12 protein-coding genes are annotated in these 16,887 nt (G+C 68.0%); 5 read left to right on the forward strand and 7 right to left on the reverse strand.

The annotated features are described in order from the left end of the window. Window position 1: 1 nt before the first annotated feature. From EV685_RS13785 to EV685_RS13815, 7 genes are all read right to left on the reverse strand, one after another. Window positions 2-484: a hypothetical protein gene (locus EV685_RS13785; RefSeq protein ID WP_130482612.1), complete on the reverse strand. Its 483-nt coding sequence runs from the start codon at window positions 482-484 to the stop codon at window positions 2-4. Window positions 485-513: 29 nt separating this feature from the next. Then, on the reverse strand, window positions 514-657 hold the full coding sequence (locus tag EV685_RS20650) for a hypothetical protein (RefSeq protein WP_165396801.1): 144 nt from the start codon (window positions 655-657) through the stop codon (window positions 514-516). Between the two features lie 86 nt (window positions 658-743). Further along, window positions 744-1,655: a hypothetical protein gene (locus EV685_RS13790; RefSeq protein WP_130482613.1), complete on the reverse strand. Its 912-nt coding sequence runs from the start codon at window positions 1,653-1,655 to the stop codon at window positions 744-746. Between the two features lie 573 nt (window positions 1,656-2,228). Further along, on the reverse strand, window positions 2,229-3,527 hold the full coding sequence (locus tag EV685_RS13800) for a DUF5666 domain-containing protein (protein ID WP_130482614.1): 1,299 nt from the start codon (window positions 3,525-3,527) through the stop codon (window positions 2,229-2,231). A gap of 228 nt (window positions 3,528-3,755) precedes the next feature. Further along, window positions 3,756-4,367, reverse strand: a complete 612-nt coding sequence (locus tag EV685_RS13805) for a DJ-1/PfpI family protein (RefSeq protein WP_130482615.1) — start codon at window positions 4,365-4,367, stop codon at window positions 3,756-3,758. 34 nt (window positions 4,368-4,401) lie between these two features. After that, window positions 4,402-4,899 carry a DUF4411 family protein gene (locus tag EV685_RS13810; RefSeq protein WP_130482616.1) on the reverse strand — a complete coding sequence of 166 codons (498 nt, stop codon included), beginning with the start codon at window positions 4,897-4,899 and terminating at the stop codon, window positions 4,402-4,404. Further along, window positions 4,896-6,041 (reverse strand): ImmA/IrrE family metallo-endopeptidase, encoded by a 1,146-nt coding sequence (locus tag EV685_RS13815; RefSeq protein ID WP_130482617.1) that lies wholly within the window; start codon window positions 6,039-6,041, stop codon window positions 4,896-4,898. The genes EV685_RS13810 and EV685_RS13815 overlap by 4 nt, the downstream gene beginning before the upstream one ends. A gap of 188 nt (window positions 6,042-6,229) precedes the next feature. On the opposite strand from EV685_RS13815, the gene EV685_RS13820 reads away from it, so the two are divergent. The 5 genes from EV685_RS13820 (at window position 6,230) to EV685_RS13840 (ending at window position 16,848) form a co-directional block, all read left to right on the forward strand. Further along, on the forward strand, window positions 6,230-8,110 hold the full coding sequence (locus tag EV685_RS13820) for a site-specific DNA-methyltransferase (protein ID WP_130482618.1): 1,881 nt from the start codon (window positions 6,230-6,232) through the stop codon (window positions 8,108-8,110). Window positions 8,111-8,123: 13 nt separating this feature from the next. Continuing rightward, window positions 8,124-11,240 carry a type III restriction-modification system endonuclease gene (locus EV685_RS13825; protein ID WP_130482619.1) on the forward strand — a complete coding sequence of 1,039 codons (3,117 nt, stop codon included), beginning with the start codon at window positions 8,124-8,126 and terminating at the stop codon, window positions 11,238-11,240. Continuing rightward, window positions 11,237-11,929, forward strand: coding sequence for a histidine phosphatase family protein (locus tag EV685_RS13830; RefSeq protein ID WP_130482620.1), 693 nt, complete (start codon window positions 11,237-11,239; stop codon window positions 11,927-11,929). The genes EV685_RS13825 and EV685_RS13830 overlap by 4 nt, the downstream gene beginning before the upstream one ends. Before the next feature lie 84 nt (window positions 11,930-12,013). Beyond that, a complete protein-coding gene (locus tag EV685_RS13835; protein ID WP_130482621.1) occupies window positions 12,014-15,175 on the forward strand; it encodes a hypothetical protein in 3,162 nt (1,053 codons plus the stop codon). Further along, window positions 15,172-16,848, forward strand: coding sequence for a substrate-binding domain-containing protein (locus EV685_RS13840; protein WP_130482622.1), 1,677 nt, complete (start codon window positions 15,172-15,174; stop codon window positions 16,846-16,848). The genes EV685_RS13835 and EV685_RS13840 overlap by 4 nt, the downstream gene beginning before the upstream one ends. The last annotated feature ends 39 nt before the right edge of the window (window positions 16,849-16,887 follow it).

Consider the following 16,887-nt stretch of genomic DNA (forward strand, 5'->3'; position numbering starts at 1 on the left):
TCTACCATCTTGGTGTCGGCGCCTGATCCAGGGTGGTGCGGCTGCGCACCCGGCCGCGTTCGATCACCAGGGCGATGCAGCGCTTGTCCTGCTGCACAGGCTGGCCCGAGTGGGTCGGCTTGCCCTGTGCCACATAGACCACCCCGGTGTACCAGGTGGCGTCGACCGGGCCGCGCGCGGACCTGCCGAATCGCCCCAGGTCCACCACCTTGCGGCGACCGTCGCACTGCGTGACCGATGCGTGCAGCAACTGCAGTCGCTCACCCCGGATGCGCCATCGCGCCTCGCTCATGCCCCTGGCCGGATGACATCGATCCAGCGTCGACCCGGACGGCCTCCGGTCATACATGTCCGGATGTAGGCTCAGGTGCCCGGCCCAGCGGCGGCGACACACCTCACCGGGCTTCCCGTCGAGTTCGATCTCATCGGCCGTATCGCTCGGTTTCCAGGCGCACGCTGGCGTCTGGCTGAGGGTGGTCAGCAAGGTGGACAGGGCGATGCACGCAAGGACCTTCATCGCGTTGACGCCGCGCTCAGCGCCTGCATGCTGGCCGGATCACGCAGCGCCGGTGTCATCAAGAACATCGGCAAGGGCATGCCCCTGCGCATGACGACGCCGATGACATGGGTCTTGGCGGCCTCGGCCAGATGTTGCATGTGCGATTCGAAGGTTCTGCGCCAATGCCTCTGCAACTTGGCTGTGCGGACTTGGCTCAGATAAGGCGGATGGGTGGGATGTGTGTCTATTTTGAGGCCGCCGGGCTTGGTGGTTCTAGATTGACCCCTACGGCTACCGGTTGAGTTGGCGATGTCTGGGGGCCCTGTTGAGATCGACTTATTGCATTAAAGGAAAGAGCGTCGGCTTTTGCCGGCGCCAATGAGCAATTCAAAGCCATGTTTACAGCTGTGACGACCTTCTTATTTGCATCACCTGCCTGCGCGTATTGATTTTGACCTTCGCTTGCAGCTGAGACCACCTGCATTCTTCTGTTGGCCTGTATTGCCTGAGAGAACGAAGAGTCAATGGCAGAATTAATGCCGTTTGTTGCCCCGGAAAGGCTTGACCAGGCGGTGGCTGTCGCGCCCGATGTTATCGGCGCGAAGACGGCGCCTGCAAACACACCAAGCGCGGTAACGCCCATGCGGACATTGCTCGCGTCGCCGTCCTTGTTTTCGTAGTAATTATGTACGTCCCGACAGAATATGCTGGCTTGCAAAAAAGCTGATGCCGCTTCGCCTTCTGTGCAAGCGTTATTTGCGCAAATTTTTGGAGCGCTGACAGTGCCTCCTGCCTTCCACGGCCAATTGGCCGGGGTTGCGCAACCGCTGGTGAGAAGAGCAGCCAAAAATAGTCCAATGTTAGACTTTGTGTTCATTCTTGCCTCAATACGTAAAGAGCCGAATTTCGAAACTTGAAGGTATCGCGGTATCGAATATTTTTTGGTTCTATTGCCGTCCTTTCTGCGTGCCATTTTCAGGGCCTCTACCGACCAAGCTTTCTTGCCCAAGCCGACAACCGCCCTCACCAATTGCCCGATCGCTCTCGCGACCACGCCCAATTGCAGGCTGATTAGCCAATCGTTTGCCGACATCCGACTCCCCTGTTCGTCCCGGTTGATCCACGCCGTTTCACCGAGACTTCCAGCAAGCAGCAACGTGATTTAATTGGGCGCCAGCCACATTTGCACTTCATCACCCGCATTGGGGATGGCACACAGCCCCACCTCGGACTACAAGCCGCTCCAAAAACACCGCCCGCATCGATGTGCAGTGCAACAAATGGCCCCGGCGCGGCGCGAGGTGGGTGGATTCCGTGAAAACCATCACACACCATCTGGGCTCACTTGATCAGGGGGGTGAACTTCTTCTGGCGAATATGAACGTTCGCAGAATGGTCAATTCAGACCGGCACATGCCCACCCCATCCACCCCGAATCCCGCGCCGCCTTTGCGAAACACCCGCACATCCAGCAGACCGAGCATCTGATCGTGCGGGCGTTGCGGGATGCGGGGGCGTTGAGCGTGTTGCTGGTGGCGCGTGGTGGTGCGGTTTCGTGGGGCGTTCGGGGTGACGCAGGAGGCCTGAAAGCCAACAAGCCGTGACCCATAAAAAAAAACCCTCGGCAAATGCCGAGGGCTTGCACCCAGGTTGAAGGGAATGAACGATTCGGGCGCGAACGGTGTGCCCGAGGGCGGGCATCCGGGGGGTCAGGTGGACGAGCGGGCGATCAGGGGTTCAGGCCCGTTCCGACGGCGCGGGCCGAGGCGGCCAGGGCGGATGTGGCGGGGCGGCTTTCGAGCTTGATGCGCTTGAGCTTGTAGGTGTTGCCGTCGGCCATCAAGTAGCCCTTGACCTCGACGGTCTTGCCCTGACGGGCCCAGCTCAGCACGTCGTCGAGGGTGACGCCAGCGGGCAGCACGATGGCGGCGGTGTCGCTCAGGTCGAAGGTCAGGCCGCGGACGACCAGGGTGTTCGGCGCGGTGCCGAGCTCGAGGGTGCCGTGCATTTCAAACTCCTGCGATGAGGCGCTGTCGTCCAGGCCGCGTTCGGATCGCTTGCGGGCCTTCTTGAACTCGATCTTGCTGGCGACGAGCACACCGTCGACCACCGTGCCTTCGACCTCCACGCGGGCACCGACCTGCAGTTGGTCCAGGGTTCCGCCGTCGACAGCGTCGAAGCCGCTGGGCAGGCTGACGCTGATGCCGTTCACGCTGAAGCCACTTACCACGACGCCGATCGTGCCTGCCGAGGGCTGGGTCACGACCAACTCGATGAAGCCCTCCTGCTCCGTGTGCTTGCCCTGGTCATCGCGGCCGTAGGAGCGTTCGCTGGACTTGAAGGACATCACCACCCAGCGACCTTGCGCATCGGGTGTGGTCGACAGCTTGACGCGCACAAACTGGCCGTCGGTGGCGGCGTTGTAGCGCGCCAGGTCTTCGGCGGTCAGCGTCCCGAAGGACATCGGTTCGCCGCCGATGGCGCCGGCCACCTTGTCGAAACGACCGCGCAGACGGTAGCTGGCGACCGGGCCGCTCTTGACCTCGACCAGGCTGGCCGAGATCTGGCTGGGCGTCACCGATCGGTCGACCAGACCATGCACCTCGACGATGTCGCCCACGGCCGGCTGGACGCCGCCGTCAAAGCGCGTGCTGGTCGTCAGGGCGATGGTCTGGCCCAACACGACCAGCGTGTTGCCGTCGGTCGACAGGCTGCTGACCGGTCCGCGGATCGACGATCCGACGTGGATCGACCGGGCCACCGATGTCGGTGTCGTGCCGTCACCGGACGAGCGCACGTCGTCGCCTTCGATCTCGACCTCCATGCCCATCTTCAGGCCGCAGTTGCTGGCGTTGTCGCTGCAGTTGCTCGACGTGCCGGTGCTTTCGTCGACCACGGTGGTGCTGTTCAGCTCATAGCGCACGCCGTTGGTGATGACCGAGCCGAAGCCGGTGATCGTGCCGGCAGCGCTCGACCCCGAGGCACCCACGACGCTGGTGGAATTGCCGCCGCCGCAGGCGGTCAGCATGAGTGATGCGGCAAGCGCCACGCCTGAACAGGCGAGAAGAGGGCTGCGACGGGCGTGGTGTCGATGGGTCCTGGACATGGGTAGGCTCCTGAAGATTGGGGCAAAAGGAGCACTTCCTCCTTCTGATGTGGGAAATCATCCCATCTTCACGGAGCCTGAGGCAAGTCAATTTTGACTTTGGCCGGTCCGCCTTAAGTTCAAGCTAAGAGAGGTGCTGGCGCACCTGCCTCATTGGTCGCCAACCGCCAGATACGGCCCGATCACCCCCATCGCCCGCGCCACATAGCTCTCCTTCTCCCCCACCGGCGCGACGTCGTGCAAGGCGCTGCGGGCGGCGTCCTCGCCTTGCAGGCGGGCGATCAGCCAGGCGGCGAGGTAGGGCGAGGCCAGGCAGCCGCCGGCCGTGGCGACGTTGCCGCGGGCGAAGAAGGGTTGGTCCAGCACGGCCACGCCGGCTTCCTGCACCCACGGCTTGGTCAGCAGATCGGTGCAGGCGGGCACGCCGTCGACCAGGCCAAGGCGAGCCAGCAGCAAGGTGCCGGAACACTGCGCGCCGATCAGTTGGCGCTGCGGGTCCAGGTTCAGGCGCGCCATCAGGGCCGGATCGGCGGCGATGTCGCGGGTCTTGATGCCGCTGCCCACGATCACCGCATCGGCCTGCGCCGCCTCTTCCAGCGTGGCCTGCGCGTGCACGGTCACGCCGTTCATCGACGTCACCGTGGCCGTCGGACAGGCCAGCGACACGCGCCAGCCCGGCACCTTGACGCGGTTGAGCACGCCCAGCGCGATCAGGGAATCGAGCTCGTTGTAGCCGTCGAAGGTGAGGATGGTGATGTGCATGAGGAGGCTCGGGTTGGGGCGGGTGTGATGGTCCTCAAGCGGCCAGCACGAAGCGAGCGCCCGAGCGGCCCAGCAGGTCGAAGGTGTCGAGGCAGGCAACGCCGAAGCTGGCCGCCACGTTCGGGATCAGGAACTTGCGACGGCTGGCGCTGTTGCTGCGTTCGTGGGTGACGATGGTCGCGCCAGTGGCGCGGGCCTTGGCGATCAACCAGGGGTCGGCACCGGAGAGAAACTCTGCCAGCGCGCCGCTGCGCATCCCGACTTGAGCGCTGGCCACGTGGTTGACGACCTCCGAGTAAGCCACTTGCGTCGCTTCGTCGGTGACATCGACGAAGAAGTCCCGGTGGTGACGCGCCCATTCAGCCAGATCGTCATGGCCGCGCCGCAGTTCGTCGCCGACCCGTTCGATGCTGGCGAGTTCGCCGACAGCATGCGCGTCCAGCAGCCAGTCCCAATAGGCCGGACAGAACTCGGGCCGGTAGTACCGGTTCTTGGCTTCGATGAAGGTGTTGCTGTCGCGCAGGAATCTCATGTATCCAGTTCCTTGGCGAGTCGTTGCAGCTTCGATGGCTGCATGCCCAGCAATTGCCCCGCGTCGCGCAGCAGCAGCCGACCGCTCAGGGCTTCGGCCAGCACGGCACGGGCAAAGCGCTTGCTGTTCTTGGCGCTGACGTTGCGGTAGTAATTGCCCGCCCCTCCGACTTGATCGCGAAAGCGCTGCAATTCGGCGAGGTAGTGTTCCCGCCAGACGTCCTGCGAGATCAAGCTCAGGTCCAGAGCCCGTCGCATGACCACCTGAGCGCTGACGTGCAAGGCCTTTGCGATTCGGGCGGCACGTGTCGTGACATCCACGTCGCCCGCAGCGTTCCAACGTTTGATGAAGCCCTCCCCCGGCGCCAGAAACTCCCCCGCCACCGCATTGCACAACCGCTCCACCGCCCGATGGTTGCCGGGTTGCAGGTCAGACACGCCGCTGCTGCCGATCCAGATGTGGGCCAGTTCGTGGACGAGTGTGAACAGCCGGGCGGTCGGGGCGTCTGCGAGGTTGACGAACACCAGCGGGGCCAACGGGTCGACGATGGCGAAGCCTCGGAACTCGGCCACGTCGAGCGTGCGGTGGGTGTCGCTGCCGACGCAGCCGCTGCGCATGACCAGCACGCCGCAACGCTCGGCGGCTTCGATAAGCGCCTGCATCGGGTCGGCGGGGCGGCCATCGGGCTGCTGGGTCCGGGGCGTCAGCGTGGCGTGCATGTCCGCAGCGATCAGCTCGGCGCGTGTCTGCGTCCTCATCCGGCCAACGAAGGGCAAGGGAGTGTCGTCGCCGGTTTCGCGAAGGTGATCGGCATACCAGGCCTGCCGCTGCAGGGCCGTCCGGATCGTGTCCTGGAGGTTCAGCGACAGGCGTGGCGCCGCGTGGCTGTCGACGGTGCGCAGGTCGGGAATCGGCAAGGCCTCATCGGGTGCCTGCGACAGGAACAGGTAGCCGAGCGGTGCATGCAGCGCAGCCGCCAGCTTCACGGCTTGCAGCAAGGTGGGCGCGGCATCGCCCGATTCCCAGGCCTCGAAACGCTGCATCGGCACGCCGCTGGCGCGGGCGGCGGCATCAACCGTCAGGCCGGCGCGCTCGCGCATCCAGGCGAGTTGCTGCGGGTTGATTCGGGCGGCGTTGGCCATGGCTTCAAGCATAGGACATGGCTCGACGCCGGCCATCTGTTGGCTTGTCAGGTCCTGCCACCTGTCGCGCCGATCCCGCATTCACCCTATTTCCGCAACTTCCCTACATCTTCCAGTGATCCCCACACCCAAACCCGCATGGCAACTTCCCCCGGCTTTCACCCGGCCGGCCCGAGGCCCTGCGCACCATGCCCATCCAGAAAATCCAGTCCGGCGATGCCGAAACCCTCAGCGCGGACCTGCGCGCGGACAACCTGGCGCGTTTGCGCACGCTGTTCCCGGAACTCGCCACCGAAGGGCCGGGCGGGGTGGCGATCAATGTCGACGTGCTCAAGGGCCTGATCGGCGACGCCAGCGTCGGCGATGCCGACGAGAAATACGGCCTGACCTGGCACGGCAAGCGCGCCGCCCGCCAACTCGCCCTGACCCCCAGCAGCGCGACGCTGCGGCCCTGTCGCGAGGACAGCGTCGACTGGGACACCACCCGCAACCTGATGATCGAGGGCGACAACCTCGAAGTCCTGAAACTGCTGCAGCGCAGTTATGCGGGCAAGGTCAAACTGATCTACATCGACCCGCCCTACAACACCGGCAAGGATTTTGTCTACCCCGACAATTTCCAGGACAGCATCCGCAACTACCTCGAATTGACCGGCCAGGTCGAAGGCGGCCGCAAGATCAGCAGCAACCCGGAGGCGAGCGGTCGGTTTCACACCGACTGGCTCAACATGATGTATCCGAGGTTGAAGTTGGCGCATTCGTTGTTGCGGGATGATGGGGTCCTTTGCGTGAGCATTGATGACTGCGAAGTCGCCGCACTGCGGCAAATCTGTATGGAGATTTTTGGCGGGGAGAACTTCTTGGGCACATTCGTCTGGCAGAAGAGGGTTTCGCCGGACAACGATGAAAGGCACATGACGGCGACCCATGACTACGTCGTGTGCTTCATGAAGAATAAGTCTGAACACATCGTTCAAGGTTTTTCCAGAACCGATCATCAAGACGATCGATACCTGAACCCTGACTCCGACCCCAGAGGCGCCTGGACATCTTCGGATTTAACTCGCCGCGAATATCGTGAGCGAGATTTCTACGAAATCACGTTGCCAAGCGGCAGAAAAGTCACGCCCGCAGCGGGGCGCAGTTGGTCGGTTCCGCCAGAAAAATTTAAAGAATTGGTTGCTGACAAGCGAATTTGGTTCGGGCCTGCAGGCGACTCGATGCCAAGAACAAAGCGCTTTTTGACCGAAGTGGCAAATCGGGTTGTGCCTGTAAGTTGGTTGCCAAGGAATCTATCGGGGGACAACCAAGCGGGGAAAAAGCACCTAAAGTCATTATTTCCTGAGGTAATGGATATTTTTGAAACACCAAAACCGGTCGAGCTTATCGCAACGATGGTTCAGATCTTCAGCGGGAAGGGCGATGTTGTTCTCGATTTTTTTGCTGGCACTGGAACAACGGGTGAGGCAGTCGCCCGGCAAAATCGATTGGACGAAGGGGAGCGTCGCTTCGTCTTGGTTCAATTGCCCGAGCAGACTGATCGCTCCGGGTTTGGGTCAATCGCGGGATTGACGAGAGAAAGGCTCCGTCGAAGCTTCAGGCGCATTCGTGAAGAATCCCCACTCTTCACCGGCGACCTCGGCTTCAAATCCTTCCGCCTCGACACCTCCAACCTCAGCGCCTGGACCCCGCGCCGGGATGATCTGGTGGGGACCTTGTTCGATCACCTCGAACACGTCCTGCCCGACCGCAGCGACGATGACTTGTTGCACGAGATGTTGCTCAAGCTGGGCTACGACCTGTGTGTGCCGATCCAGACCCGCCGCATCGCCGGCAAGGCCGTGCAGCGGGTGGGTGACGGGGTGCTGGTGGTCTGCCTGGACCGCCACATCGGCCATGCCGACGCCGAGTCGCTGGCGCTGGGCATCGCGGACTGGCTGGCGCGTGAGCCGGTCGACGGCGAGGTCACCTGCCTGTTCCGCGACAGCGCCTTCGCCGACGACGTCGCCAAGTCCAACCTGGCCGCGATCCTCGAACAGCACGGGGTCAAGCGGGTGCGCAGCTTGTGAACGGGGCACCGCGATGAAACTCCACTTCGACCCCGACCTCCCCCACCAGCAGGCCGCCATCGAGGCGGTGTGCGACCTGTTTCGCGGCCAGGAGGTCTGCCGCAGCGACTTCAGCGTCAGCGGGCCGGTCGGCGACGACGGGCAGGGGCAGGGTGTGCTGGACGGCATGCTGGCCACCGGCGACGGCGGCATCGGCAACCGGCTGAGCATCGACGACGCGGCGATCCTGCGCAATCTGCAGGCCGTGCAACTGCGCCACGGCCTGCCGCCAAGCGAGCGGCTGACGCCAGACTTCACCGTCGAGATGGAGACGGGCACCGGCAAGACCTATGTCTACCTGCGCACGATGTTCGAGCTGCAGCGGCGCTACGGCTGGACCAAGTTCGTGATCGTGGTGCCGTCGGTGGCGATCCGCGAGGGCGTGCACAAGACGCTGCAGATCACGCGCGAGCACTTCGGCACGCTCTACCCTGGCGCCAAGGGCTGCACCTTCTTCACCTACGACGCGGCCCGGCTCGGGCAGGTGCGCCAGTTCGCCACCAGCGCGCAACTGCAGGTGATGGTGGTGAGCGTGGGCGCGATCAACAAGTTCGGCGATGCCGAGGCGGCTGCAGCCGAGGAAGCCGATGAGGCGCAGCGGCGCGAGCGCAGCCGCAACGTCATGTACCGGGCCAGCGAGAAGACCGGCGGCGAACGGCCGATCGACCTGGTGCGGGCGACGCGGCCGATCGTCATCGTCGACGAGCCGCAGAGCGTGGACGGCGGCATCGACGGCCGTGGCCGGCAGGCGCTGGCGCGCATGGACCCGCTGTGCACCCTGCGCTATTCGGCCACCCATGTGGACACGCACAACCCGGTCTACCGGCTCGATGCGGTCGAGGCCTGCGAGCGTGGGCTGGTCAAGCAAATCGAGGTCGCTTCGGCCACCGTCGACCAAGCGCACAACCGGCCGCATGTGCGGCTGCTGCGCATCGCCAGCCGGGCCGGCCAGATCACCGCGAGCGTCGAGCTGGATGTGCTGGGCAGCGCCGGCCATGTGCGGCGCCAGACGGTGTCGGTGCAGGACGGCGACGAGCTGCAGCGCATCACCGGCCGCGAGCTGTACGCGGGGATGCGCATCGGCACCTTGCGGACCGCCGCGCGGCAGTCGAAGCAGGAAGCCCTGATGGCGCTGCATCTGCCGGACGGCCCGGTCTACCTGCGCGAGGGCGAGCAACACGCCGGCATCGAGCCGCTGGTGCTGGCGCGGCTGATGATCCGCCGCACCATCCGCGAACACCTGCGCAAGCAACGCCGGCTGCGTCCGCTGGGCGTCAAGGTGCTGAGCCTGTTCTTTGTCGAGGCCGTCGCACGCTACCGGCTGCACGATGAACACGGCGATCCGCAGCCGGGCCCCTACGCGACGATCTTCGAGGAGGAGTACGAGCGCTGGTCCCGTCACCCAGATTTCAGCGACCTGTTCGATCCGGCCTCGCCGGACGTGCGTGCGGCGGGCGAGGTCCACGCCGGCTATTTTTCGGTCGACCGCCAGCGCATCGGCAAGCGCATGGTCGAACTGGCACGCGACACCAGCGGCAGCAGCACCGCCGACGACGAGACCTACGGGCTGATCATGCGGGACAAGGAAAAGCTGCTGGGCTTCGCCTCGCCGCTGCAGTTCATCTTCAGCCACTCGGCGCTGAAGGAAGGCTGGGACAACCCCAACGTGTTCCAGATCTGCCAGTTCAGCACCCGCCAGACCGAACGCTGGCGCCGCCAGACCATCGGCCGCGGCCTGCGCCTGTGTGTCGACCAGACGGGCGCGCGGGTCGGCGGCGCAGAGGTCAACACGCTGACGGTGATCGCCCATGAGGGCTACCGCGAGTTCGCCGAGGCGCTGCAAAAGGAGTTCGAGACCGACGGCCTGGCCTTCGGGATGGTGCCCGGCCACCTGTTTGCCGCCACGCCCGTGGCCTTGCCCGATGGCGGCGTGACGGCGCTGGGGCTGGCCGCGTCGACCGCGCTGGTCGAGCACCTGCGTGCGCGGGCGATGGTCGATGCCGACGGGCATGTCACGGATGCCCTGCGGCGCGCGCTGCACGGCGGCACGCTGCCCTTGCCGGCCGAGCTGGAGCCACACCGCGGCTCGATCGAGGCGGCGTTGCGCAAGGTCTGCGGCCGCATCGAGATCGGCAACACCGACGAGCACTGCGTCGTGCCGGTGCGGCGCGCCGTGCTGGACAGCCCCGAGTTCAAGGCGCTGTGGGAGCGCATCAAGTTCAAGACCACCTACCGCGTCGCCTTCGACCCGGAGCGGCTGATCCAGACCTGCATCGACGCGGTGCGCCGGGCCGCGCCGATCGGCCGGGCGCGGCTGCAGTGGCGTCAGGCGGGGCTGGCGATCGGGGCGTCCGGCATCGAGGCCGAGGAGCGCGCGGGTGCCGAGCTGCTGGCGCTGGACGAGTCCGACGTCGCCCTGCCCGATCTGCTGAGCGACCTGCACGACCGCACCCAGCTGACCCGCCGCAGCCTCGTGCGCATCCTGGTCGAGAGCGGCCGGCTGGACGATTTCGCCCGCAACCCGCAGCGCTACATCGAGACGGTGGCCGAAGCGATCAAGCGCTGCAAGCAGCTGGCGCTGGTCGACGGCATCCGCTACCAGCGCCTGGGCGACGAGGCCTATTACGCGCAGGAGCTGTTCGAGCAGCAGGAACTCAGTGGCTATCTGCGCGACATGCTGTGCGACACGCGCCGCTCGGTCTACCAGCATGTGCTGTGCGACTCGGAGGTCGAACGCGCCTTTGCCGATCAGCTGGAGAAGAACGACGCGATCAAGGTCTACGCCAAGCTGCCCAAGTGGTTCAAGGTGCCGACGCCGCTGGGCCACTACAACCCCGACTGGGCCGTGCTGGTCAGCACGCCAGCCGGCGAGCGCCTGTACTTCGTCGCCGAGACCAAGGGCAGCCTGGTGGCCAGCGACCTGCGCGAGGCCGAACGCGCCAAGACCGACTACGGCCGGGCCCACTTCGAAGCCCTGGCCGAGTCGCTGGCGCCGTCCCTGCCGGTCGGCGAGAAGGCGGTCTGCTACGAACGCTTCACCGATGTCGCCGGCTTGGTGGAACGGGCGCAGCAGGGCAGCATGCCGGCATGACACGCAAGACCCTGACCTTCATCCGCCACGGCCAGAGCCTGGCCAACATCGGTGGCGTGACGATGCCGCATCACAGCATCCCGCTGACCGACGTGGGGCGGGCTCAGGCCCTGTGGCTGGCCGATGCCTTGCACGGCGAGCCGGGCGAGGTGCTGGTCAGCCCCTTCGACCGGGCCCGCGACACCGCCGCGCCCTACCTGGCGCGCACCGGCGCGGTCCCGCGCGTGCTGGACCTGCTTCGCGAGTTCGAGTCCATCGACCCGGACGAGCTGCGCGGCCTGACCGGCGAGCAGCGCCGCCCGATCACCGATGCCTACTGGGCCGACGGCCAGCCCGATCGCCGCATGGGCGCGCGGGCCGAAACCTTCCGCGAGTCCGTCGCACGGGTGCAGGCCTTCATCGACACCGAACTGCCCGTCCTGCCCGACCGCAGCGTGGTGTTCGGCCACGGCATGTGGACGGCCATGCTGGTCTGGCGCCTGCTCGGCTTGCGGGCCGACGACAGCGCGGCGATGGTCGCCTTCCGCCGCTTCCAGCTCGCCCTGCCGATGGCCAATGGCGCGGTCTGGCGGGTCCATCTGGACGCTGGGACAGGCCTGCTGCGCTGCGAGGTCGACGATGCGCTGTCGCGCGCGGCGGCGGCACTTGTTCACGTGAGCGATCCGCCCGAGCGCCGGCCTTCCCCGTGACCCAGGGGGTTGTCACGGGACTGTCACGAGCCCGCTGAGACGGCCGCGCAGACTGCGCCGCCTGATCGATTCGGGTTCGGCGACATGCAACATTTGCTGATTTTTCTGGGCCGGGACCGCACCGGCGTGGCTGCGGCCTGGCGCCTGCGGCCAGCGGACACATCGGTGCGCAGCGGGCGATTGGCGGTGCTGCACCTGGATGTCGCGCCGGCACCTGCCGCCGCCGAGGCCAGCGGTCTGCGGCTCGCCCTGCAGGCCGAGGCCAGCGACCTGCAAGCGTTGCTGGCCTTGCGTGAGGACCTGCGCCGGCCCTGGCAGGACGAGCGCACGCCCGGCCGTTGGACGGCGACTTGGCTAGCGGCCTGGGAGGCCTTCTCGCAGGCCGCCAGCGCCCCGCCCGAGTCCGGTCCGGCGCATTGGCCGGTGGCGAGCCGGGCGCTGGCGCGCAGCCTGCTGGCACTGCGCAAGGCCGAGGTGCTGGCGCTGCTGCAGCAGGCGATGCACACGCTGGCGCCGGCCTCGCCGGCCTCGCCGGACGGTGCGGACGAGGCCAGCGACACGGGCCTGTCGTCACTGACCTGCCATGTGCAGGTCGACCTGGGCGATCCGGTTGGCGGCGGCCTGCTGGTCGACCTGCTGGCCTTGCTGCGGCTGAACCTGCCGCCTGGCACTGCGGTGCACCTGCATGCCAGCCTGCCGGACGGCGACGCGGCCGAAAGTTCGGCCGGCCATGACCTGGCGCAGGCGGCGGTGCTGATGCAGGAACTGGCCCTGCTGGCCGACGGACAGGGCTGGCCGGCCCGGCTGGCCGATGGCATGGCGAGCGACATGCTGGCGCAGACGCCCGCCTTCGAACGCTGCTGGCTGACCGGCGACAGCGACGAACACGGCCTGCCGCGCCGCGACGTCGCCGCGCGTGCCAGCGCCTGCGCCAACCTGCTGCACGACCTGATCGAGTGGCCGGCCGCCGGGACGCCGCTGCGGGCCGAAGCGGACGGCGGGGCCGCCACGCGCTTTGTCGCCTGGGGACAGGCGCAGGTGCGCTGTGACCTCGGCGCGATCGGCCGTCACCTCGCCCATGAGCTGTTGCTGCGCCTGCTCAAGCAGCTGCGCCACGACCACTGGCGGCCGGCGCTGGGCTATGTCGCCAGCGCCTCGACGGCCGAACGAGACCTGCGGCTGGACCCGGCCCAGCTCGACGACTGGGGCCTGGGACCGGCCCACCTGGGCGGTCAGGTCGGCATGGCCGAGATCGGCCTGGTCGACGAGCCGCCCGGCGCGATCGAGCAGGAGTGGCAGGCCCTCACCGAACACGCGCTCGGGCTGGTCGCGCTGGCCCCGGCCGAGAGCCGCGCCGCGCAACTGGCGCAGCTGATGACACAGGCCGAGCGGGAGCGCTTCCGCGGCGTCGGCGTGCAGGCGGCCTTCGAGCCCGGCAGCGAGGCCTTGCAGCGGCGTGCCGTGGCGGTGCGCCAGCGGGTCGAACGCACGCTGTGGCTGGACTGGCGCGACGAGCGCCGTTCGCTGCACGGCTGCGGCCAGTTGCTGGCGCTGGTGCTGGCGCATGTCGGCGAGGCGATGACCCGCTTCGACACCCTGCGTCAGGAGCGCGAAGGGCAGGCGCTCGGCGTGGGCCAGCAGGCCGAGGCGCTGATCCCCGCCAGCGGCGGCGGCCTGTGGCGGCGCTGGGGCGCGGCGGCCAACGCCAGCCTGGAACAGCTGCAGCCGCTGGCCTATCTGCTGCGCGACGCGGCACTGGCCCGCAGCCACGCGACGCGCCTGGCCACGTCGGTGCAGTTCTGCGCGGCCTTGCAGCAGCAGCTCACCGTGCTGCAGGGCCTGATCGACGACAGCGAGGCCGAGCTGGCCCGGCTGACCGAGCGGGTTGACCAGCTCGCCGCCGCCAGCCTGCCGAACAGCGGCGCGGCGGGGCTGCCGGGCCTGCCCACGTTGGCGATCCCGACATCCGGCGCTGACGACCTGCCGCCGCTGCGCGCCGGCCAGCGTCTGGACAGCCGCGAGCTGATCGCCCTGCACCGCCAGCGCCTGGTCAATGAGCCGGGCGTGCTGCGCGAGCACCTGGCGGTGGTCCGTCCGGCCACCTTCGCGCACTGGGCCGCCCGCTGGGGCGAGCGGGCTGGCTTCCGCATGCTGGCGCCCTGGTGGCGCGAGGTCGATCCGGTCGAGGTCCTGCGCCCGTTGTGTGACGCCCGCGTGCGGCCGGCCGACCTGGACGAGGTCGCCGCCGATGCCTGGGCCGCCGTCGGCCGGCGCTGGCGTCAGGACGCCGGCCGGCGTGAACGTGACCTGCGTGGCCTGCTGTCGCAGGCGCCGCTGGGCCTGACGCCGGCAGGTGATGTGGTGGCTGGTGCGACAACCCTGCAGGTTCAGACCCTCTGGAGCCTGCCGGAGGCGCTGATGTCGGCGCTGGTGTCCACGACCACGGGCACGTCGACGACGTCCGCCGCCGATGGCACGGCCGCTGCACCGGCCGCCGCATCGGTCGAGGCCGCCGGTACGGGCCTGACCGCGAGCGAGCGGCTGGCCCCGTTGCTGCCCGATGCCGGCACCGCCGTCCGGCTGGTGCCCGCCGCGCAGCCGGTGCTCACGCTGTGGCGGCTGGGCTCGCTGGCCGATCTGTCCGGCTGGCGCCAACTGGCGGGGCTGCAGCATGGCCTGGAAGGCTGGCACCAGCGCCACGGCCGTGCGGCGCGCTGGCTGGGGCTCGATCCGGTCGCGGGCCCGGTCGCGCCGGTCCTGCGCGATCCCGGCCAGCTGACGCTGCGCGCCCGTGTGGCGGTGCTGCTGGCCGAGGCGCTCGGGCTGATCGAGGTCGCGCCAACCCGCGTCACCCATGTCCGCCGCGATGCCGACGGTTTCGAGATCGACCGCAGCACGCTGGGCGCCAGCCTGCCTGAGGCGGTCGCCCTGCAGGCCGGCGTGCTGGCCGGTGCGCTGCACGACAGCGTGCTGGACCGCCTGCATGAGCAGCCGCCGTCCGCTGACGAGGTGCTGCGCTGCCGCGAGTCGATGCAGCGCCGCATCGAGGCGCTGCGGCGCGCGGCCGAGGTGGTGCAGGCGGTGGCACAGGAAGTCGCCGATGAGGTCGTCGCTGCCGACACCCGGCCGGCCGGACCGACCCGCACCGACCCGAGTACCACGACACCCGATGAACAGATGCGCCCCTGGCACGACGCTGCCCGCCAGGCGATGAAGATCCTTCGACAGGAACCCACCCAGCCATGAGCAAGAACAACGCCTCGTCCGCACGCGCCCTGGGCGTGTGCACCAACCTGCCCAGCGCCTGCAGCCACGCCGCCGCGCGCACGCCATTGCCGATGGACGACGCCGGCAGCCGCTGTCCGGGCTGCGGCGCCAGCCTGCTGCCGACCGCCTCGGGCAAGGCCTCCGGCGCCGCCGCCGTGCGCCAACCGGCCACCGTGCTGGCGATCGTCGGCCTGCTCCTGATGATGGTGCTGGCGGGCTGGTGGTTCATGCGCGCCGCCGATCCGGCACGGCCGGCCGGCGCGGTGCCGGTGGTCAGCGCGGTGGTCGGCCTGCCGACCTCGACCGCTGCGGCGCCGGGCGCTGGGCCGGCGTCGACCGTGGTGCCCGCCGCTGGCGAGCAGACCCTGCGCGTGCATGGCTCGAACACCGTCGGTGCCAAGCTGGCCCCTGCCCTGCTGGCCGCCTTCCTGAACCAGCAAGGCTATGCCGAGGTCACCGTGCAGGCCGGCGACAAGCCCGAGGAACGGGTGCTGCAGGCCCGCAGCGCGGACGGCAAGGCCCGCGTGCTCGTGCAGCTGCATGCGCATGGCACGGCCACGGCGTTCTCGGGTCTGGCTGGCGGACAAGCGGACGTGGGCATGGCCTCGCGCCCGATCAAGGCCGAGGAGCTGGTCGCCACGCAGTCGCTGGGCAAGCTGGCTTCAGCCGGCAGCGAACACGTCGTGGCGCTGGACGGCGTCGCGGTGATGGTCCATCCGGGCAACACCGTGCCGCGCCTGAGCCTGGCGCAGCTGCGCGGCATCTTTGCCGGCCAGATCACCGACTGGGCCGCCGTGGGCGGTCCGGCCGGGCCGATCAAGGTGCTGGCGCGCGACGAGAAGTCGGGCACCTGGGACACCTTCAAGTCGCTGGTGATGGGCAAGGACGCGCTGGTCGCCAGCGCCCGCCGCTTCGAGGACAGCGCCGAGCTGTCGGACACCGTCGCGCTGGACCCGCAGGCCATCGGCTTCGCCGGCCTGCCCTATGTGCGCAATGCCCGCGCGGTCGCCATCTCGGACGGCGACGCCGCCCCGCTGAGGCCGAGCCGCTTCACCGTGTCGACCGAGGACTACGCGCTGTCGCGCCGGCTGTTCCTCTACGTCAGCCCGCAGGCCAGCGAGCTGGCCCGGCGCTTCGTGAACTTCGCCGTCTCCGACGAGGCCCAGCGCATCGCCGACGCGCAAGGCTTCATCGGTCAGGTGCCCGACACCGCCGAGTCGGTCGCCGCTTCGCCGGCCGCCGATCTGCCCGCCAGCTACCGCGAACTGACCGGCCCGGCGCGGCGCCTGTCGGTCAACCTGCGCTTCCTGCCCGGCGCCGACCAGCTCGACAACAAGGCCCGCCGCGACCTGGACCGCATCGTCCGGCTGCTGGAAAGCCGCGCCCGCCAGAACGAGCGTGTGCTGCTGCTGGGCTTCTCCGACAAGACCGGCGCGGACTGCAGCAACCTGCGCCTGTCGCAGCAGCGCGCCGACGCCGTCGCGCGTGAACTGGCGACCTATGGCGTGCGCCCGGCGGTGGCCCACGGCTACGGCCCGATCGCCCCGGTGGCCGCCAACGACACCCCGGCCGGCCGCGATCGCAACCGCCGCGTCGAGGTCTGGCTGACCTCGGCGGACGTCAAGGCGCTGCCGGTGGAGGCGTGCCGCTGAGGTCAGTCTCCGAGGCTCGTCGATGAGGGGGGCGTGAGG

It is taken from the genome of Sphaerotilus mobilis (assembly GCF_004216565.1).
Classification (GTDB): domain Bacteria; phylum Pseudomonadota; class Gammaproteobacteria; order Burkholderiales; family Burkholderiaceae_C; genus Sphaerotilus; species Sphaerotilus mobilis.